At 62.1% G+C, this 20,229-nt stretch carries 16 protein-coding genes and 1 pseudogene; 9 read left to right on the top strand and 8 right to left on the bottom strand.

Translation table 11 applies throughout. The features are described from left to right. Positions 1-111: 111 nt before the first annotated feature. Entirely contained in the window at positions 112-1,365 is a 1,254-nt protein-coding gene (locus ACIROW_RS11605; protein WP_402275454.1) for an MFS transporter, read from the bottom strand. Positions 1,366-1,542: 177 nt separating this feature from the next. Between ACIROW_RS11605 and ACIROW_RS11600 the strand changes: the two genes are divergently transcribed. Beyond that, positions 1,543-3,840: a UvrD-helicase domain-containing protein gene (locus tag ACIROW_RS11600; protein ID WP_402275451.1), complete on the top strand. Its 2,298-nt coding sequence runs from the start codon at positions 1,543-1,545 to the stop codon at positions 3,838-3,840. A gap of 350 nt (positions 3,841-4,190) precedes the next feature. On the opposite strand, the gene ACIROW_RS11595 is transcribed toward ACIROW_RS11600, so the two are convergent. Genes ACIROW_RS11595 through ACIROW_RS11585 form a run of 3 tightly spaced genes read right to left on the bottom strand, consistent with a single transcriptional unit; the run spans position 4,191 to position 6,477 of the window. Then, positions 4,191-4,556 carry a hypothetical protein gene (locus ACIROW_RS11595; protein ID WP_402275449.1) on the bottom strand — a complete coding sequence of 122 codons (366 nt, stop codon included), beginning with the start codon at positions 4,554-4,556 and terminating at the stop codon, positions 4,191-4,193. Between the two features lie 5 nt (positions 4,557-4,561). Continuing rightward, entirely contained in the window at positions 4,562-5,464 is a 903-nt protein-coding gene (locus ACIROW_RS11590; protein ID WP_402275446.1) for a carbohydrate kinase, read from the bottom strand. Between the two features lie 53 nt (positions 5,465-5,517). Beyond that, the gene (locus tag ACIROW_RS11585) at positions 5,518-6,477 is read right to left on the bottom strand and encodes a sugar-binding transcriptional regulator (RefSeq protein WP_402275443.1); all 960 of its coding nucleotides are present in this window, start codon (positions 6,475-6,477) and stop codon (positions 5,518-5,520) included. 334 nt (positions 6,478-6,811) lie between these two features. Between ACIROW_RS11585 and ACIROW_RS11580 the strand changes: the two genes are divergently transcribed. The 8 genes and pseudogenes from ACIROW_RS11580 to ACIROW_RS11545 all read left to right on the top strand — a co-directional run bounded on the left by ACIROW_RS11580 (position 6,812) and on the right by ACIROW_RS11545 (position 16,285). Then, the gene (locus ACIROW_RS11580) at positions 6,812-8,092 is read left to right on the top strand and encodes an ABC transporter substrate-binding protein (protein ID WP_402275960.1); all 1,281 of its coding nucleotides are present in this window, start codon (positions 6,812-6,814) and stop codon (positions 8,090-8,092) included. A 123-nt stretch (positions 8,093-8,215) separates the two neighbouring features. Further along, the gene (locus tag ACIROW_RS11575; protein ID WP_402275440.1) at positions 8,216-9,181 is read left to right on the top strand and encodes a carbohydrate ABC transporter permease; all 966 of its coding nucleotides are present in this window, start codon (positions 8,216-8,218) and stop codon (positions 9,179-9,181) included. A gap of 29 nt (positions 9,182-9,210) precedes the next feature. After that, positions 9,211-9,993, top strand: a pseudogene (locus ACIROW_RS11570) (carbohydrate ABC transporter permease); the annotation flags it as partial. A gap of 12 nt (positions 9,994-10,005) precedes the next feature. After that, the gene (locus ACIROW_RS11565) at positions 10,006-10,701 is read left to right on the top strand and encodes an HAD-IA family hydrolase (protein WP_402275437.1); all 696 of its coding nucleotides are present in this window, start codon (positions 10,006-10,008) and stop codon (positions 10,699-10,701) included. 30 nt (positions 10,702-10,731) lie between these two features. Continuing rightward, complete coding sequence (ugpC, locus tag ACIROW_RS11560; RefSeq protein WP_402275434.1) at positions 10,732-11,847, top strand: sn-glycerol-3-phosphate ABC transporter ATP-binding protein UgpC; 1,116 nt, start codon at positions 10,732-10,734, stop codon at positions 11,845-11,847. A gap of 27 nt (positions 11,848-11,874) precedes the next feature. Next, positions 11,875-13,287 carry a D-arabinitol 4-dehydrogenase gene (gene dalD, locus ACIROW_RS11555; protein WP_402275431.1) on the top strand — a complete coding sequence of 471 codons (1,413 nt, stop codon included), beginning with the start codon at positions 11,875-11,877 and terminating at the stop codon, positions 13,285-13,287. Between the two features lie 30 nt (positions 13,288-13,317). Further along, a complete protein-coding gene (gene xylB / locus ACIROW_RS11550) occupies positions 13,318-14,799 on the top strand; it encodes a xylulokinase (RefSeq protein WP_402275428.1) in 1,482 nt (493 codons plus the stop codon). Positions 14,800-14,935: 136 nt separating this feature from the next. After that, complete coding sequence (locus ACIROW_RS11545; RefSeq protein ID WP_402275426.1) at positions 14,936-16,285, top strand: ABC transporter substrate-binding protein; 1,350 nt, start codon at positions 14,936-14,938, stop codon at positions 16,283-16,285. 87 nt (positions 16,286-16,372) lie between these two features. Here ACIROW_RS11545 and ACIROW_RS11540 read toward each other — a convergent pair whose 3' ends face one another. The 4 genes from ACIROW_RS11540 to ACIROW_RS11525 are packed head-to-tail and all read right to left on the bottom strand — an operon-like array spanning position 16,373 to position 20,203. Next, a complete protein-coding gene (locus ACIROW_RS11540) occupies positions 16,373-17,935 on the bottom strand; it encodes a methyl-accepting chemotaxis protein (RefSeq protein WP_402275423.1) in 1,563 nt (520 codons plus the stop codon). A gap of 59 nt (positions 17,936-17,994) precedes the next feature. Continuing rightward, the gene (locus tag ACIROW_RS11535) at positions 17,995-18,792 is read right to left on the bottom strand and encodes a BPSS1780 family membrane protein (RefSeq protein ID WP_402275421.1); all 798 of its coding nucleotides are present in this window, start codon (positions 18,790-18,792) and stop codon (positions 17,995-17,997) included. A gap of 1 nt (position 18,793) precedes the next feature. Then, positions 18,794-19,762 carry a homoserine kinase gene (locus ACIROW_RS11530; protein WP_402275419.1) on the bottom strand — a complete coding sequence of 323 codons (969 nt, stop codon included), beginning with the start codon at positions 19,760-19,762 and terminating at the stop codon, positions 18,794-18,796. Positions 19,763-19,822: 60 nt separating this feature from the next. Beyond that, positions 19,823-20,203, bottom strand: coding sequence for a hypothetical protein (locus ACIROW_RS11525; protein ID WP_402275416.1), 381 nt, complete (start codon positions 20,201-20,203; stop codon positions 19,823-19,825). Positions 20,204-20,229 lie beyond the last annotated feature (26 nt).

The raw sequence follows: 20,229 nt of genomic DNA, 5'->3' as shown, positions 1-20,229 counted from the left end.
TTCGCTCCTTGGTGTGATGGAATGCAACGCTGCGATTTTATGTCAAAACCGCAAGCCCATGAATAACACTTGAGGATGATCGCCATCATCACAAGGTGTTAGCCGTTCCCGTCAGATTGGCTTTTTTGCAAGTTGTGCGCGGCGATACAGAGACAAGGTCAATGCCACCGCACACAGCGCGCCGATGGCGGCGAACAGGAACACTTCCTCGTAACCGAACTGTCCCACGATCAATCCGGCCAGCGGCCCGGTGATGCCCAGCGCCAGGTCGAGGAACACCGAATACGCGCCCAGGGCCGCGCCGCGATTGGGCGCCGGCACCAGGCCGACCGCTTCCACCCCCAGCGACGGGAACACCAGCGCAAAGCCGAAGCCGGCCAGCGCCGCGCCGAGCATGGCGACTTCCGCCGAACCGGCCAGCCACAGGATGGTCAGGCCGAATGCCTCAACGATGAAGGAAGCGATCGCCACCTTGAAACCACCGAAGCGGTTGATGGCATTGGCGAACAGCAGGCGCGAGCCGATGAAGCAGACGCCGAACAGCGTCAGCGAGAAGGCCGCGTTGGACCATTGATGGCTGGCGTAATACAGCGTGATGAAGGTGGCGATGGCGCCGAAGCCGACGGTGCCCAAGGCCAGGCCGATGCCGTAAGGCAGCACGCGGTTGAGCACCAGGCGGAAGGCCAGGCGTTCTCCGCGCACCACCGGCACGGCCGGACGGCGGCGCGCAATCACGTAACCGATCAACGGCAGCGCCAACGCCAGGAAGCCGATCGCCGCGAAGCCGCCCACGTGCAGCAGCGCCACGCCCAGCGGCGCGCCGATGGCCAGTGCGCCGTAAGTGGCGATGCCGTTCCACGAAATCATGCGTGCGGTGTGCGTGGCGCCGATGCGGCCGATGCCCCAGATGATCGAACCGGTGCCGGCCAGGCTTTCGCCGATGCCGAGGCAGAAGCGGCTGACCAGGATCATGGACAGGCTCAGCCACGGCAGTTCGGCGGACCATGCCGCCAGCACCAGGAAAGCGCCGCTGGCAACGCAGGCCAGCATGCCGCGCATGACGGTTTTCTTGGGGCCGATGGTGTCGACCATGCGGCCGGCCTGGGCGCGCGTGATCAAGGTAGAGAGGTATTGCACGCTGATCGACAGGCCTGCGATGAACGAACTGTAACCAAGGTCGAGGTGGACATAGCCGGGCAGCACCGCGAGCGGGATGCCGATGGTCATGTAGGCCAGGAAGGTGAACAACACCGTCGACAGGATCTGGACCATGACGGCGGTTTGGGAATGGGGCTGTGCGGGCGTGACGGCAGACGCGCCTTCGGCGGCGGCGACAGGAGCTGGGCGGAGTGCTTCTTCGGACATGATAGGGATAAAGAGAGGATGCAACGGGCCTCAATGCCATGTTGCAGTGCAGAATTTTACGCCGTTTGACGCAAACCTGCTGGCGGTGCGGGATTTCACCCAATTGACGAGGGTGATCCGGACAGGAATATACAGGCTGCGCGCGTTCGTAATGACGTGCGGACGTATAATCGCAGGATGCAAAATCTTCTTCACAATCTCAACGCCGAGCAGCTTGCCGCCGTCACCCTTCCCGCACAATCCGCACTGATCCTGGCCGGCGCCGGCTCGGGCAAGACGCGCGTGCTGACCACGCGCATCGCGTGGCTGATCCAGACCGGGCAAGTGTCGCCGTCGGGCATCCTGGCGGTGACCTTCACCAACAAGGCGGCCAAGGAAATGACCGCGCGCCTGTCGGCGATGATGCCGATCAACACGCGCGGCATGTGGATCGGCACCTTCCACGGCTTGTGCAACCGCCTGCTGCGTGCGCATCACCGCGACGCGGCGTTGCCCCAGACCTTCCAGATCCTCGACTCGCAGGATCAGTTGTCGGCCATCAAGCGCCTGCTCAAGCAGATGAACGTCGACGACGAGAAGTATCCGCCGCGCAACCTGATGTACTTCATCAACGGCGCCAAGGACCAGGGTCTGCGCGCCAAGGATGTCGAGGCGCACGACGACTACAACCGCAAGTTCGTCGAACTCTACGACCTGTACGATCAGCAATGCCAGCGCGAAGGCGTGGTCGATTTTGCCGAACTGCTGCTGCGCACGTATGAACTGCTGTCGCGCAACCAGCCGCTGCGCGAGCATTACCAGCGCCGCTTCCGCCATGTGCTTGTGGACGAGTTCCAGGATACCAACGACCTGCAATACAAATGGCTCAAGATCATGTCCGGCCAAGGCCAGGTCGACAGCGGCGCAGTGTTTGCGGTGGGTGACGATGACCAGAGCATCTACGCATTCCGCGGCGCCAACGTCGGCAACATGACGTCGTTCGAGCGCGAGTTCCGCGTGCAGAACCTGATCAAGCTGGAGCAAAACTACCGCTCGCACGGCCACATCCTCGACGCGGCCAATATCCTGATTGCCAACAACAGCAAGCGCCTCGGCAAGAATCTGCGCACCGACGCAGGCCACGGCGAGCAGGTGCGTGTGTTCGAGGCCAGCAGCGACTTGCAAGAAGCGCAATGGATCATCGAGCAGGTCAAGAACCTGATCGCCGAAGGCTGGTCGCGCAGCGAGATCGCCTTGCTGTATCGCTCCAATGCGCAGTCGCGGGTGCTGGAGCATGCCTTGTTCTCCTCGGCGATTCCGTATCGCGTGTACGGCGGCCAGCGCTTCTTCGAGCGCGCCGAGGTCAAGCATGCGATCGCTTATCTGCAGTTGATGGACAATCTGCACAACGACTCGGCATTCCTGCGTGTGGTGAACTTCCCGACGCGCGGCATCGGCGCCAAGGCGCTGGAACAGTTGCAGGACGCTGCGCGTCAATACAACTGCTCGCTGTATGCAGCGGTGCCGTATGTCGCAGGCAAAGCCGGTTCGACGCTCAACGGATTCATCAAGCTGATCGAAGCCGCCCGTTTTGAAACGCAGAATCTGCCTTTGCAGGAAATGGTGCAGGTGGTGCTCGACAGCAGCGGTTTGCTCACGCATTACCGGAATGAAAAAGAAGGCGCCGACCGCATCGAGAATCTGGAGCAGTTGGTCAGCGCCGCGACCTTGTTCGTGTCGGAAGAAGGCTACGGCCTTGATGCGCCGGCCTTCCTCGGGCCGCAGGCGCAAGCCGTTGCGGGCACGTCCATCACCACAGCCGACGGCATCGAGATCATCGATGCCGACGCTGCGCTGACGACCATCATGTCGCCGCTGTCGGCTTTCCTCTCGCATGCCTCGCTGGAAGCCGGCGACAACCAGGCGCAGGCCGGCCAGGATGCCTTGCAGCTGATGACGGTGCACTCGGCCAAGGGGCTGGAGTTTGACGCGGTGTTCATCACCGGCTTGGAAGAAGGCTTGTTCCCGCACGAGAACAGCGCCAAGGAAGAGGGTGGCGTGGAAGAAGAGCGCCGTCTGATGTACGTCGCCATCACGCGCGCGCGCAAGCGTTTGTACATGAGCTTTTCGCAGACGCGCATGTTGCATGGCCAGACGCGTTACAACATGCGCTCCCGCTTCTTTGATGAATTGCCGGACGAGTCGATCAAGTGGTTGTCGCCGAAGATTCAGCAGCAACAGCACAGCTGGTTCGCGCAGCCGAAGTCAGCCTGGGATGCAGCGCCGGAGTCGGGCAACAACAAGATTGCGCAGAATTTTTCGCGGCCGGATTCGGGGTGGCGGATTGGGCAGAACGTGGAGCATGCCAAGTTTGGTGAAGGCGTCATCGTCAACATCGAAGGTGGTGGCGGGAGTACGCGGGCGCATATCAACTTCGGGAAGTTTGGGATGAAGTTGTTGGATTTGAGTGTGGCTAAGTTGGATAAGGTGGGGTGAGTTTTTCTCGGTTGTTCCGACTTGCTTTCTGTGAATTCTGATGCTGTTCTTTCTTCGATCCACCCTTCGCCGGGGGTAGCCCGGCAGCTACTCACTTTCTTTGTCTCGCCAAAGAAAGTAAGCAAAGAAAGGGTTGGAGCACTGCTCCAACGCAACGATTCGCCGCCCCGCTGCGCGGGGTATCCGTTGGCGCCGCACTCAAATCGGGAAGGGAAACAAACTCGCTGCGCTCAGACAAGTTTCCCTTCTTTTTCCGATTTGAGCACGTCACCAACGGCGACTCATAAGCGGAATTCTTCCTCGGCTCGCTTCGCCTTGCCTTGGGTGGCTCGCCTTCGGCATCGTGATTCTCATTCTTTCTTTTTTTGAGTGATGGCGAAGAACTTCGACGGTCGCTCCATCTCCGTCCCTTGGCGATGCGCAGCGAGCCAGTTTGGCCGTTCCGCTTGGAGCCAGCCGGTGATGCGATGCGAAAAATGGAAAAAGAGGGGAAACTTGTCTGAGCGTAGCGAGTTTGTTTCCCCTCCCATTTTTTGCTTCGCAGCACCGGGAAGTCCGAAGGACCTGGATCCCGCGGTCGCCTTCTTTTGCTTACTTTTCTTGGCGAGACAAGAAAAGTGAGTAGCTGCCGGGCTACCCCCGGCGAAGGGTTGATCGAAGAAAGAACAGCATTCATCAACGCACTGCAAGCAAGTCGGAACAAAAAAAGCAGCCATCGCGCTCAGCGATTAACCAGCTCCTGCACCTCATCCCAAGTAGCCGCATAAGCCCCCGCCCGCGCCGCCGACAACGCCGCCGCCGCAGCAGCACACTGCAAATGCGTCGCCACCGGCGCGTCCGCCTGACGCAAAATACTCGCAATCCACCCACCCATCGACGCGTCGCCGCAGCCAACGGTATCGATCACTTCAACCCGATAAGCCGGCTGGTCGACAACGCTTTCCCCTTTGATCCACGACAAACCATCCGCCCCGCGCGTGAACAAAATCTCCGCTTGCGGCGCCAAGGCCTTCAACGTAGCCAATGGTTGCGCATCGCCGGGAAACAGCTTCTCCAGATCTTCATCCGACACCTTTACGTAATGCGACAACGCCAGCAGCTTGCGCATCAGCACGTGATAGCCGGGCTGATCCATCAGCTTGCGCCAATTGGGGTCGAAGGCGATGCGCTTGCCGCGTTGTGCGCCTTCCGCGGCGATCGCCAGCAGACGCGAAGCCAATGGTTCGCGCGTCAGGCTGATGCAGCCGAAGTGCAATACGCGCGCCTCATCCATCCAGCCGGAAGGCAGCTTGCTCGGATCGAAATGCAGGTCCGCGCTGTCGTCGCCGACGAAGAAATAATTGGGCGGCGTGGTCGAGGTCACCATCGCCAGCAGCGGCGATTTGTCGACCTGCTGCAGGTAACGCATATCGAGTCCTGCCTCTTGCGTGAGCACGCGCAATTCTTCGCCGAAGACGTCGCTGCTGACGCTGCCGGCATAACCGGTTGCTACGCCAAGGCGGGCGCCGACGCGTGCGACGTTCCAGCAGGCGCCGCCGGGCAGGGCGCGCCACTCGCCGCCGGGCTGGCGGATGAAGTCGGTCAGGGCTTCGCCGAAAACGACGAATTCAATGGGATGCTGCATGAATGTCTCCGTAATGCTGATGCTGCAATAGTTGTTCTTGGGCTGCCTGGAATTCAGTCCCGCAACGCAAACTGTGCGCAGTACTCGTCGGTGACGAGGCCGGTCAGCCAACCGCCGCGCAAGGCGCCGCGCACCGCTTCGGCTTTCTTGCGGCCGCCGGCCAGTGCAATCACCGGCTTGTCCGGCGGTGAACTGAGCGGCGGCGTGGTGATGCGCGCGGCCAGCGGCGAACGCAGCATTTTGCCGGCAGCGTCGAAGGCGTGGCAGATCAGTTCGCCGACCGCGCCCTGCTTTTGCAGTTGCGCCACTTCGTCGTCGTCGATGAAGCCGTCTTCGTGCATCGCACCCTGCAGCGCGATCGTGCCGACGCCGAGAAAGGTGACGTCGGCGCGTTGCGCCAGACCGGTGACGATCTGGTAGGCCCGATGATTGCACCATTGCTTGCGGTCGGCTTCGTTCTCCGCCACGCGCGGCGCCGGCAAGAGGTAAAAGCGGCTTTGCATTTTTTCGGCGGCGAGCAGGGCGACGTCGTAGCGGTTGGCGGAACCGTCGGATGCGAAGGCGCCGATCATCGAGACGATCTGATGCTGCGGCCGCTCCATGTCGCTTATCTTTTCAATCGCGGCCTTGAGCGTGCGGCCCGAGCCGACGTTGACGATCAAGGGCTCTTCCTGCCGCAGGTATTGCTCCATCAATTCGGCGCCGGCCACGGCCAGCATCTGCTGGACGCCTTGGGCATCATCCTCGGCGCCGTCGGCATTGCTGGGCACCACCCGGCAGACCTCAAGGCCGTAACGCTGCTGCAAGCCCTGCGCCAGCTCCAGGCAGGACGAAATGGGATGGGTGATCTGCACCTTGACCAGGTTCGACGCGCCGGCGTAGGCCACCATGCGCTGCGCCATCTGGCGCGAGATGCCAAGGCGCTCGGCGATTTCATTCTGGGTGTTGCCGGCGACGTAATACATCCATGCGGCGCGCGCCGCCAAGTCGAGTTTGGATGAGCTGGATGACATCGTTTTTCCTTGTTGTGAACCTGCCGTTCCCCTTGTACATCACTTGTGTACTCCGGCGGTTGATCCGGCATTGTACGGACTTTGGTCACGTGTTTTAGTGGCAGGTCAGGTAGTCATTATTATCAAAATTGAACATTTGCTCAATAAAAAAGCAAATGCTTGACAATCTTTTGTCAATGTTTGATTATTTGCTCGCAAATAGATTTTTTGCTCAGAAAATTACATCGAGGCGAGGAAGGCGGCAACGCTAATCCTCAGCCCGCACACAATGGAGACAAGCATGAAACTTCGCGCCCCCGCACGTCCGTTGGCACGCCTTGCTGCCGCTATCGCCATGCTCGGTACTGCCGGTTTTTCCTTCGCGGAACCCGTCACACTGAACATCGCATCGATCAATAACCCCGACATGATCGAACTGCAGAAGCTGTCGCCGCAGTTCGAAAAAGCCAATCCCGACATCAAGCTGCGCTGGGTGACGATGGAAGAGAGCGTGCTGCGCCAGCGCCTGACCACCGACATCGCCACCAACAGCGGCCAGTTCGACCTGATGACCATCGGCGCGTATGAAGCGCCGATCTGGGCCAAGAAGGGCTGGCTGGCGCCGATGACGGGCCTGCCCGCCGACTACGACGAAGCCGACCTGATCAAGACCGTGCGCGAAGGCCTGACCAGCGACGGCAAGCTGTACGCGCTGCCGTTCTATGCGGAAAGCTCGATGACCTATTACCGCAAGGATCTGTTCGCGCAAAAGAACCTGAAGATGCCCGAAAAGCCGACCTGGGAAGAGATCGGAAAACTGGCCTCGCAACTGCATGATCCGGCCAAGGGCGTCTACGGCATCTGCCTGCGCGGGCGCGCAGGCTGGGGTGAAAACATGGCGCTGGTTGGCACCATGGTCAATGCTTATGGTGGCCGTTGGTTCGATGAAAAATGGCAACCGCAACTCGATACGCCGGAATGGAAGCAGGCCGTCAATTTCTACGTCGACCTGATGCGCAAGTCCGGTCCGCCGGGCGCCAGCTCCAACGGCTTCAATGAAAACCTGGTGCTGTTCTCGGGCGGCAAGTGCGGCATGTGGGTGGACGCCACCGTCGCCGCCGGCATGCTGTACCACGGCAAGGATTCCAAGGTGTCCGACAAGGTCGCGTTCGCGCCGGCGCCGATGGCGACCACCGACAAGGGCTCGCATTGGTTGTGGATCTGGTCGCTGGCCGTGCCGAAGTCGTCCAAGTCGCAGGACGCCGCGAAGAAATTCGCCGCCTGGGCGACTTCCAAGGACTACATCAAGCTGGTCGCCAAGGATAGCGGCTGGGCATTGGTGCCACCGGGTACGCGCACCTCGACTTACGCTTCCGCCGAGTACAAGAAGGCTTCGCCGTTCTCCGACTTCGTCCTCGATGCAATCCAGAAGGCCGATGCCAACAATCCGACCGTCAAGCCGGTGCCCTACACCGGCATCCAGTTCGCGACGATTCCGGAGTTCCAGTCCATCGGCACCATCACCGGCCAGGCGATTGCCGGTGCGCTGGCAGGCAAGGGTACTGCCGATGCCGCGCTGAAGACGGCGCAGGCGCAAACTGTGCGCATGATGAAGCAGGGGCGTTATATCAAGTAATGGCAATCGTGCCGCTATGCGCCGGCCCGGCTTGACGCCGGGCGGCGCATGAAACTGTTTAAGCGATTTCCGCCGGACCGTCCTTCACGACGCCGGCCCGAACCTGATTGCCTCGAGGCCGCCATGTCGTCGATATCGAATACTTCTCCCATGCCTTCCGAAGCCAACGCTTCTTCATCCACACCGAAATCCCGCCGCGGCAAGCGCACGGGCGGCGAGCGTTTCCTGCCGATCCGCCTGCTGCAGACGCCGGCCGTGGCCTTGCTGTTCCTGTGGATGATTGTGCCGCTGGCGATGACGGTGTACTTCTCCTTCAATCGCTACAACCTGATGTCGCCGGACCAGACCGGTTTCGTGGGACTGGAAAACTACCAATTCCTGCTGGAAGATCCCGCCTTCTGGCCGTCGATAGCGAACACCGCCTTGCTGATCGGTTCCGTGCTCGGCATCAGCGTGATCGGCGGCACCTTGTTGGCGGTGCTGTTCGATCAGCCGTTCCGCGGCCGCGGCATCGCACGGTTGCTGGTGATCGGGCCGTTCTTCGTGATGCCGACCGTGGCTGCGCTGATCTGGAAAAACATGATCATGCATCCGGTCTACGGCATGCTGGCCTTCGTCATGCGCCACCTCGGCATGGAGCCGATCGACTGGCTCGCCGAATATCCGATGCTGTCAGTGATCATCATCGTGTCGTGGCAATGGATCCCGTTTGCCTTCCTGATCCTGTTGACGGCGCTGCAATCGCTCGACGGCGATCAGAAGGAAGCCGCCCAGCTGGACGGTGCCGGACCGATCCGCATCTTCTTCTACATCGTGCTGCCGCATCTGAAGCGGGCGATCACCGTGGTGATCATGATCGAAACCATTTTCCTGCTGTCGGTATTTGCTGAAATCTTCACCACCACCGCCGGCGGCCCAGGCACCGAGACCACCAACCTGACTTACCTTGTGTACTCGATCGGCTTGCAGCAATTCGACATCGGCATCGCGTCGGCGGGCGGCATCTTCGCCGTGGTGCTGGCCAACATCGTGTCGTTCTTCCTGGTGCGCATGCTGGCGAAGAACCTTAAAGGAGCGAACGAAAAATGAACGACCAAAAAAAGAGTCCGCTCTGGGTGGGGCTGCTGGCATGGACCTGCGCCGTCATCCTGTTCTTCCCGATCTTCTGGGTCGCCGTCACGGCCTTCAAGACGGAGCACCAGGCCTACATGCCGAGCCTGATTTTCATGCCGACGCTGGACACCTTCCGTGAAGTCTTCGAGCGCAGCAATTACCTGGCCTTCGTCAAGAATTCCATGATTGTCTCGCTGGGTTCGACCCTGCTGTCGCTGCTGATCGCGGTGCCGGCGGCGTATTCGATGGCCTTCTTCCCGACCGGCCGTACGCAGAAATTGTTGCTGTGGATGCTGTCGACCAAGATGATGCCGGCGGTGGGCGTGCTGGTGCCGATCTACCTGCTGGCCAAGAACAGCGGCATGCTCGATTCCGTCACCGGCCTGACGCTGATCTATACGCTGATCAACCTGCCGATCGCGGTGTGGATGGCCTTCACCTATTTCAACGACGTGCCGAAGGAAATCCTCGAGGCGGCGCGCATCGACGGCGCCAACGCCTGGCAGGAGATGATCTACCTGCTGCTGCCGACCGCCATGCCGGGACTGGCGTCGACCGCGCTGCTGCTGATCATCCTGTCGTGGAACGAGGCGTTCTGGAGCCTCAACCTGACCAGCGTCGACGCCGCGCCGCTGACGGTATTCATCGCCTCCTACTCGAATCCGGAAGGCCTGTTCTGGGCCAAGCTGTCAGCCGCCTCGCTACTGGCGATCGCGCCGATCATGGCGCTCGGCTGGCTCGCGCAGAAGCAACTGGTGCGCGGCCTGACCTTTGGCGCCGTGAAGTAAATGAAAGGAAACATGAAGCCGGAAATCACCCACCTGGTCTGCGACTGCGACGGCGTGCTGCTAGACAGCGAGAGCATTGCGTTACGCGTGCTGCATGAACACTTGTCGCTGCTGCTGAAGAATCCCGCCGACGGCGACAAGCTGCATCACGCGATTGCCTCCCGCCTCGGCATGTTCACGGAATTGCTGCTGGATGAACTCGACGTCGAGTTCGGCTTCGGCCTGAACGCCGCGCAATACGCCGACATCAACATCGCCGTCGGCATCGCCTGCGGCGACGAGGTCCAGCTGGTACCGGGCATCGCCGAGGCCTTGCAGAAAATCGATTTGCCCAAGGCGGTCGCCAGCAACAGCAGCACCGATCGCATCGTCAGGGGTTTGCAGCGTTGCGGCCTGCTCGCCCTGTTCGACGGTCACATCCACAGCGCGCACGACGTCGGTCGGCCCAAGCCGGCGCCGCATGTCTATCTCGCCGCCGCTGCCGGTTATGGCGTGGCCCCGCAGCACTGCGTCGCAGTCGACGACAGCGTGACCGGCGTGCGCGCCGCCAGCAGCGCGGGCATGCATGTGCTGGGCTTCACCGGCGTGGCGCATGACCGCCACGGCATGCGCCGGAAGCTGCTCGACGCCGGCGCCGAACTGGTATTTGAAGACATGCAGGAATTGCCTGCGCTGATCGCGGCCTTGTTGGCCGGACGCGCTGCATAAGCAAGAAAACCACGAAACAAGGAGATCATCATGGCAGCCGTCACCATCCGCAACCTCGCCAAGCGCTACGACGACAACGAAGTGATGCGCGACATCAATCTCGACATTGACGACGGCGAGTTCGTCGTCTTCGTCGGTCCCTCCGGCTGTGGCAAATCGACGCTGCTGCGCATGATCGCCGGCCTCGAGGACATCAGCGCCGGCGAGCTCAACATCGGCGAGCGCCGCATGAATGACGTGCCGGCCGCCAAGCGCGGCATCGCCATGGTGTTCCAGTCGTATGCGTTGTATCCGCACATGACGCTGTACGACAACATGGCCTTCGGCCTCAAGATCGCCGGCAAGTCCAAGGCCGAAATCGACAGCGCCGTGCAGCATGCCGCCAAAATCCTGCACATTGATCATCTGCTCGACCGCAAGCCGCGCGCCTTGTCCGGCGGCCAGCGCCAGCGTGTCGCCATCGGCCGCGCGATCACCCGCCAGCCCAGCGTGTTCCTGTTCGACGAGCCGCTGTCAAATCTTGACGCCGCGCTGCGCGTGAAGATGCGGCTGGAGTTTTCCAAGCTGCATGACGATCTCAAGACCACCATGATCTATGTCACGCACGACCAGATCGAAGCCATGACGCTGGCCGACAAGATCGTCGTGCTGTCGGCCGGGCGCATCGAACAGGTCGGCACGCCGCAGCAGCTGTACCACCATCCGGCCAATCGTTTCGTGGCAGGTTTCATCGGTTCGCCCAAGATGAATTTCATCGACGGCGTGATCGCCGAGATCGGCCCCGAAGGCGTGCTGGTTGACGTGCCGGGCGGCGGACGCCAGCTGGCGGCGGTCGAGGCCGGCACGCTCAAGGTCGGCGACAAGGTGACGCTGGGCATTCGTCCCGAGCATCTTGTCATCGTGACCGGACAGCCGATGCTGCAGGCGCGCTATACGGCGCTGGAGTTGCTCGGTGATTTCTCTTACCTGTACGCCGCCACCGATGCTTCCGACGAACCGTTGATCCTGCGCGTCGCGGACAGCCTGCAGCTTGCTTCCGGCAGCGTTATCGGTGTCGGCGCCGAAGCGCATCGCTGCCATCTGTTCCGTGAGGACGGCAGCGCCGTGAAGCGCCTGCTGCGCGATCCGGCGATGGCGGTGCATTGAGAAGCTGGCGAGGACAGAGAGGACAACATGACGAACCGTGATTCAAAAAATGACCTGGTCTGGCTGCATATCGGCGCCGGATCGTTTCACCGCGCCCACCAGGCGGTCTATCTGCATCGTCTGCGCGAGCGCGGCAATGACGACGATCGCCGCTGGCAACTGGCGCTGGGCAATATCCGCGCCGACATGGCGCCATTGCTGAAAGAGCTGGAGCAAAGCGAAGGCCGCTACACGCTGGAAACGGTGACGCCACAGGGACAGCGTGCGTATGAGACGATCCGCGCCATCCGCGACATCGTGCCCTGGGATGCGCAGCTGAAAAGCCTCGTGAAGACGGGGGCCGAGCCGCGCACGCGCGTGATATCGTTTACCGTGACCGAGGGCGGCTATTACCTCGACCACCAACATCTGCTGGACGTGCACAATCCTGATCTGGCGGCCGACATCGGCGGCGACCGCCGCACCATCTACGGCGCCGTGACGGCGATCCTGCAAGCGCGCCAGGACGGCAACGCCGGCGGCGTGACGCTGCTCAACTGCGACAACCTGCGCCACAACGGAGAACGCTTCTTCGGCGGTCTGCAGCAATTCCTGACCTTGCGCGGTCATCACCAGCTGCTGGAGTGGGTGCGTGCCAATGTCGCCAGCCCCAACTCCATGGTGGATCGCATCACGCCGCGTCCAACCGAGGCCGTGCGGCAGCGCGTGAAGGAAGCGACCGGCGTCGACGATCCGTGTGCGCTGATGGCCGAGTCTTTCATCCAATGGGTGATCGAGGATGATTTCAAGGCCGGCCGTCCGGCGCTGGAAAAGGTCGGCGTCGAAATGGTGGCGTCCGTGCTGCCCTACGAAGAAGCCAAGATCCGCATCCTCAACGCCAGCCACAGCTGCATCGCCTGGGCCGGCACCATGATTGGCCTCGACTACATCCACGAAGGCACGGTACACGAAGACATTCGCCGGATGGCTTACGACTACATCACGCAAGATGTCATCCCGTGCCTGACGCCGAGTCCGCTGGACCTCGAAGCGTATCGCGACACGACCTTGGCGCGTTTTGCCAATCCCGCCATCCAGGACACCAACCAGCGGGTGGCGGCGGACGGCTTCTCGAAGATTCCCGGCTTCATTCGCCCGACCATCTCCGACAGCCTGGGGCGTGGCCATCAGCCGCGCGCTACGGCACAGGTGGCGGCGTTGTTTTTCGCCTTCCTGCAGCGCTGGCGGCGCGGCGAGCTGACGTATGAATACCAGGACGGCGTGTTCGATCCGGCGGCGGTCAGGCTGATGCTGGAAAGTCCCGACCCGGTACGCGCCTATTGCAACGATCCGCTGCTGTGGGGCGAACTTGCCGGGAGCATCCAGCTTGAGCGGCTGTTGCGCGAAGGGATCGTCAGCGTGAACGCCTGGCTTGCAACCTCGACTAAAATGCCCGCTTGAGACGGACAACAATCAATAACAAGGAGCACCATGTATCTGGGGATTGACCTTGGTACGTCGGAAGTCAAAGCGGTTGTCATCGACGCCGAAGGAAAACTGCTGGCGCTGGCCGGTTCGCCGCTGACGGTGTCGCGTCCGCACCCGCGCTGGTCGGAGCAGGATCCGCAGCACTGGTGGCGGGCAGCCTGCGACACCGTCGCCGGTCTGCGCGAACAATTGGGAGCGGAACGTTTCGCCGGCATCCGCGCGATCGGCCTGTCCGGGCAGATGCACGGCGCGGTCCTGCTGGATGCGCGGGAGCGCGTGCTGCGTCCGGCCATCCTGTGGAGCGATTCGCGCAGCACGGATGAATGCGCCGAGTTGACGCGGCGCTGGAGTGAATCCGGCGACCTGCACCAGGTCGCGGGCAATCTGGCGATGCCGGGATTCACCGCGCCAAAATTGCTGTGGGTGGCGCGTCACGAGCCGCAACTTTTCGAGCAGGTCGCCTGCGTGCTGCTGCCCAAGGACTGGCTGCGGCTGCAGATGACCGGGCGCAAGATTTCCGATCCTTCCGACGCTGCCGGCACGCTCTGGCTCGACGTGGCCCGGCGCGACTGGTCGGACGCCTTGCTGGCCGCAGGCGGCATGCGTCGCGCACAAATGCCGGAGCTGGCCGACGGCAGCGCCGCCGCCGGCTTGCTGTTGCCGGAAGTAGCGCGGGCCTGGGGGCTGGCCGATGACGTGGTGGTGGCGGGCGGCGCCGGCGACGGTGCTGCGAGTGCGGTCGGCATCGGCGCCGTGAAGCCGGGCGATGGCTTCCTGTCGCTGGGCACGTCGGGCGTGCTGTTCGTGGTCAACGATAAATTCCGTCCCAATCCGGCGCGCGCCATCCATGCGTTTTGCCATACCTTGCCGCAGCGCTGGCACCAGATGAGCGTGATGTTGTCGGCGGCAAGCTGCCTGCGCTGGTTCTGCCGCCTGTGCAGCGTCGATGAGAAAACCTTGCTGCAGGAAGTCGCTGCGCTCGATGACGAAGCCCTGGCCAATGCGCCGCTGTTCCTGCCCTATCTGTCCGGAGAGCGCACCCCGCACAACGATCCTTACGCGCTCGGCGTATTCCACGGCCTCTCGCACGAACACCAGCGCGCTGCGCTCGCGTATGCGGTGCTGGAGGGCGTGAGCTTCGGCATGGTCGACGGCCTCGACGCCTTGCGTGCAGCCGGCACCGATGTGCGGCAATTGTCGCTGGTCGGCGGCGGCGCACGCAGCGCTTACTGGGCGCAGTTGCTCAGCGACGCGCTCGACGTGCGCATCGTCACCCACGTAGGCAGCGAGGCCGGCGGCGCCCTGGGCGCTGCCCGACTGGCCTGGCTGGCCGACGGCGGCAGCGAAGAAGTGGTGTGCCGCAAGCCGCCGCAACAGGATTGCTACGAGCCGCGGCCGGCGCGCCACGCACGGCTGCAACCGCGCTTGCAGCGCTATCGTGATATTTACCAACCGTGGGAAGCATTGCCGTCGGGCTCTGCCTGAGTCTCACGCGTTCCTTGCGTTGCGGCAAATCATGCGCGGTTTTTTCATTAAAAAGACACTCGCTTGACTTGCCGCAGGGCTTGTCTGATGATCCCCTGAACAGGCCGGAACCTATTCCAACGCCCGGGGGATTCGCATGAAACCTTACGCACGTCGCGGCGCGTTCACGCGCCGGCTGTCCCTGCTCGCCATCCTCAGCGGCCTGCTCTGGCCGGGCTTGGCCGGCGCCGACGTGGTGACCGTCGTCAACATCGCCACCACCAACAACCCCGACATGCTGGAGCTGCAACGGCTGTCCACGGTGTTCGAAAAAGCCAATCCCGATATCAGACTCAACTGGAACATCATGGACGAAGGCGTGCTGCGCGAGCGCGTGACGACCGACATCACGACCAGCGGCGGACAGTTCGACCTGATGACCATCGGCCTGATGTCGACGCCGCTGTGGGCGGAGCAGGAGTGGCTGGTGCCGATGGACGACCTGCCCGCCGGCTATGACGTGGACGACTTGCTCAAGCCGGTGCGCGACGGCCTGAGCAGCAAGGGCAAGTTGTACGCGCTGCCGTTCTATGCGGAAAGCTCGATGACCTATTACCGCAAGGATCTGTTCGCACAAAAGAAGCTGGTCATGCCGACCCGGCCGAGCTGGGAAGAAATCGCCACGTTCGCCGCCCAGCTGCATGATCCCGCGGGCGGTGTTGCCGGCATCTGCCTGCGCGGGCGTCCCGGCTGGGGTGAAAACATGGCGCTGATCGGCACCATGGTCAATGCGTATGGCGGTCGCTGGTTCGACGAACAATGGCAGCCTCAGCTCAATACGCCGGAATGGGCGCAGGCGGTCGGCCTGTATGTCGACTTGCTGCGCAAATACGGCCCCGCCGACGCGGTCCAGAACGGTTTCAACGAAAACCTGGCGCTGTTCGCCGCGGGCAAATGCGCCATGTGGATCGACGCCACCGTCGCGGCGGGAACACTCTTCCACGGCAAGAATTCCAGGGTGTTCGACAAGACCGCCTTCGTGGCGGCGCCGACCGCGACCACGGCGAAAGGTGCGCAGTGGTTGTGGGCGTGGGCGCTGGCGGTGCCTCATTCGTCGAAATCGAAGGAGGCAGCAAAAAAATTCGCCGTGTGGGCGACCTCGAAAGAATACATCCAGCTGGTTGCTGAACGGGACGGCTGGGGACTGGCGCCGCCGGGCACGCGCAAATCGACCTATGCGTCGGCCGGCTACCAGAGAGCCTCGCCGTATGCGGACTTCGTCCTTGATGCCATCCAAAGCGCCGACCCCGACAGCCCTACGCTCAAACCAGTGCCTTACGTAGGCATCCAGCTGGTGACGATCCCCGAATTCACCAGCATCGGCACCTTCACCGGTCAGGCCATCGCGCGTGCGCTGACGGGCCGCAGCAGCGTGGAAGCCGCGTTGAAGACGTCGCAGACCATCACCACGCGTCTGATGCAGCAGGGCCGCTACATCAAGTATTGACGCGGCTGAGACGAGCATGAAAAAAGGCAGGCGGAGAACACTCCGACTGCCTTTTCCTTTTATCGCGGCTTCATGCTGCCGGAAGGTTTATTGGTGCTGGAACTTGAACACCGAGATGGCCTGCAGCAAGCGGCCGGTCTGTTCTTCCAGGCTGCCCGCTGCGGCGGCCGCCTGTTCCACCAGCGCAGCGTTCTGCTGCGTGCTTTCATCCATGTCGGTGACAGCCTGGTGCACCTGCATGATGCCGGCGCTTTGCTGCTGCGTGGCGACGGTGATTTCGGTCATGATGCCGGTCACGCGCTTGACCGATTCGACGATCTCGGTCATGGTGCTGCGCGCGTCATCGACCAGGCGGTTGCCGATGTCGACCTTTTCCACCGAGTCTTCGATCAGCGTCTTGATTTCCTTCGCGGCGCCGGCCGAGCGCTGGGCCAGGCTGCGCACTTCGGAGGCGACCACGGCGAAGCCGCGGCCTTGCTCGCCGGCGCGTGCGGCTTCGACGGCGGCATTCAGCGCCAGAATGTTGGTCTGGAAGGCGATGCTGTCGATCAGGCTGATAATGTCGACGATCTTCTTCGACGAGGCGCTGATCTCGCTCATGGTGCTGCCGGTCTTGGCGACCACGTCGCCGCCCTTGACCGCAATCGCCGAAGCTGAGGCCGCCAACTGATTGGCTTGCAGCGCGCTGTCGGCGTTCTGGCGTACGGTGACGGCCAGTTGTTCCATGCTCGACGCGGTCTCTTCGAGGTTGGAGGCTTGCGCCTCGGTGCGATGCGACAAGTCCATGTTGCCGCTGGCGATCTCGCGTGTGGCGCCGTTGATCGATTCGACATTGGAGCGCACGTCGCCGATGATCGCGGTCAGGTTGATGTTCATCTGGCGCAGGGCGCGCAACAAGCGACCGATCTCGTCGTGGCGGTCGGATTCGGCGCGGTTCGACAAGTCGCCGCCGGTGATCGCGTAAGTGGCCAGCAACGCCGCCTGGATCGGGCGCACCAGCGCGCTGTGCAGCGCGTACCAGATATACAGCGTGATCAGCATGGTGGCGATGCAGATGCCGGTGTTGAGCACGCTGTGGTCGGTGACGAAACTCACGCTCGCCGCTACCAGCTGCAGGCCCAGCAACGTGATCATGGACAGGTTGATGCGGGTGTTGAGCTGGATCTTGCCGAACTTGCCGACCCAGCCCTTGAGGCCGGTCCTGACGACGTTGCCCTGCTCGATGGCGATGCCTTTGGCCTTGCCCTTGCGCATGTCAGCGTAGAGTTTTTCGGCGCCGGCGACTTCCTGGCGCGACGGCTTGGTGCGTACCGACATGTAGCCGATGACCTGGCCTTTTTCGCGCACCGGGGTGATGTTGGCGAGCACCCAGTAGTGATCGCCGCATTTGCGGCGATTCTTGACCAGGCCGGTCCAGGGGATGCCCTTCTTGACCGTTTTCCACATGTCGGCGAAGGCTTCGGCCGGCATGTCGGGATGGCGCACGATGTTTTGCGGCGCGCCCATCAATTCTTCTTCGTGGAATCCGCTGACTTCGATGAAGTAGGGATTGACGTAGGTGATGTTGCCCTTCAGATCGGTTTTGGAGACGATCGATTTGCCGTCTTGTAATTCATACTCGGCATTGGTGACCGGCAGGTTCATGCGCATCTTTTTCCCCGTGACAGCTGCGTTGTGGTGGTAGTTATACTTGCCTTTTCGGCAAGCATTTACCTTGCGCTGTCGCCGCTCTCTGGAGCGGGTGCTTCGTCGCGCGGAGGCTTGCCAAAGACTGCAGTGTAAGTCGGGTAAAAAGAGCAATACATGACCACGGTCAATATTATCGACAATGGCAGCAAAATAAACACGATCACAGTCATGTTGTTAAATAGTAAAGCGACGATCGTGCTGATGGTGGCCGGCAGCAGCACGCCGATCACCAGCCAGGCCAGGCCGTAGACCGTGAACGCCTTGGCGGCGCGGCGCACCGCGAAGAAGCTGTAGAACAGCGCCTTGCCCAGCGACATCTTGTGCCAGGCGACCAGAGGCGCTGCGAACCAGAACGCCATCGCCGCCGGGATATACACCAGCGCAGCCACGATCATGGCCAGGCGCAGGTTGCTGCCTTCAATGTCCTTGGGGTCCAGGCCGGGGCCGGTCATGGCTTTCCAGAAGGCGCCGCCGTCGACCAGCGTCGACACGCCGACCGCCGCGAAGGCTGCCAGCAGATACAGCACGCCCAGCGCCAGCAGCGTACGCAGCGCAGGCGAACGGAAGCCGACCAGCAGCAGGCTCGGATAGACGCGTTTGCCTTCCTCGATCTGGCGGCAGGCTTGCATGAACGACATCGCGAACACCGGCACCAGGATCAGCGGCAGCAACTGGCCGATGACGGGCAGGATGCCCAGCGCCAGCATCAGGAACATGTAGCTCAGGAACAGCGTCGACACTTCAGCAGGTTGCTTGCGGAACAGCCCCAGGCCTTCCTTGACCCAGAGCCAGCCGGTTTTTGCGGGCAGTTTTTCCATATCAATCATTCGGTCCGGGCAGCGGCGGGATGGCGCCGTTCACGCGCTCTCGCAGGATACGTTCGAAGTGCGTGGGATCGTGCGGCGTCAGCATTTCGGCGGCGCGCGGGAGGTGGAAATCATACAGGCGCGACAGCCAGAAACGCAGGGCGGCGGCGCGCAGCATGGCGGCCCAGGCTTGTTGTTCGACCGCTTTGAACGGGCGCACGGCGTGGTAGGCATCCAGCATGGCTTGCACGCGCGCAACGTCGAGCACACCGCTGGCCAGGTCGATGCACCAGTCGTTGACGGTGACGGCCAGGTCGAACAGCCAGGTGTCACAGCCGGCAAAATAGAAATCGAAGAAACCGGTCAGGCGCGTGCCGACGAACATGGCGTTGTCGCGGAACAGGTCGGCGTGCACCGGACCGTTGGGCAACTGTGCGTAGATATCGGAGGCGGCGAAGCCTTCCTGGAATTGCATTTCGGCGCGCAGCACCTGTTGCGTTTCGGCGTTCAGGTAAGGCAGTACCACCGGCGCGGTTTCGCGTCGCCACGTCAAGCCGCGCAGATTCGGCTGGCGGATGCCGAAGTCCTGCGCCGCCAGATGCATTTTTGCCAGCATGGCGCCGACTTCGGCGCAATGCACCGGCTCCGGCTTCGGCTGGTAGGCGCCTTCCAGCTTGGTGACGATCGACGCCGGCTTGCCGTTGAGGGCATTGATGATGCTGCCGCTCTTGTTGGGGATCGGCGCCGGCACCAGCACGTCGCGCTGGGCCAGATGGCGCATCAGTTCCAGATAAAACGGCAGTTGCTCGAAACTCAGTTTTTCAAACAGCGTCAGGACGTACTCGCCGCTTTCGGTCGTGATGAAGAAATTGCTGTTCTCGATGCCGGAAGAAATGCCTTTGACGGCCAGCGCTTTGCCGAGAGAAAACTGGGTGATCCAGCCTGAGAGGTCGTCCAGGCTGACCGGAGTAAAAACTGCCATGTGCGGGAATGATGGAGAACGATGGAAAATCCGGACGGGATGCCGTCCGGAGAGGATGAATTACTTGCTGGCGTCGCCGGCTTCGCCTTCTTTGGCTTTCTTCTTGCCGCCCCAGTCGAATTCCTTGATCTGCCATTGGGCGCCGCTTGGCGGGCCGCTTTGAACATCGCCCGGCGTGGAGCCGCCAAGTTGCTGCGTCGGCTTCACGTAATACGTGCTCGGGCCCGATTTGACTTTGACTTCCTTGGTCTGGCCGTGGTCGCGGCGCTCGGTGATGCTGTTGCCGCTGCCTTGCTCTTCGCCCGGCTTCTTGATGGTCACGGCAGGCGGTTCGCCTTCTTCCAGAGTTTGCAGCTCAGGCGGCGGCGGGGCCGGCTTGTCCGATACCGCCTGGGCGTGCGCCAGGGAAGACAGCATCAGCAGGGAGAAGCAAAGCGACATGGCGGACACAACGGACCGGCTTCTGG

This window comes from Herbaspirillum sp. NPDC101397 (genome assembly GCF_044767325.1).
Classification (GTDB): Bacteria; Pseudomonadota; Gammaproteobacteria; order Burkholderiales; family Burkholderiaceae_D; genus Herbaspirillum.
This window is presented reverse-complemented; position numbering and strand designations above follow the sequence as displayed.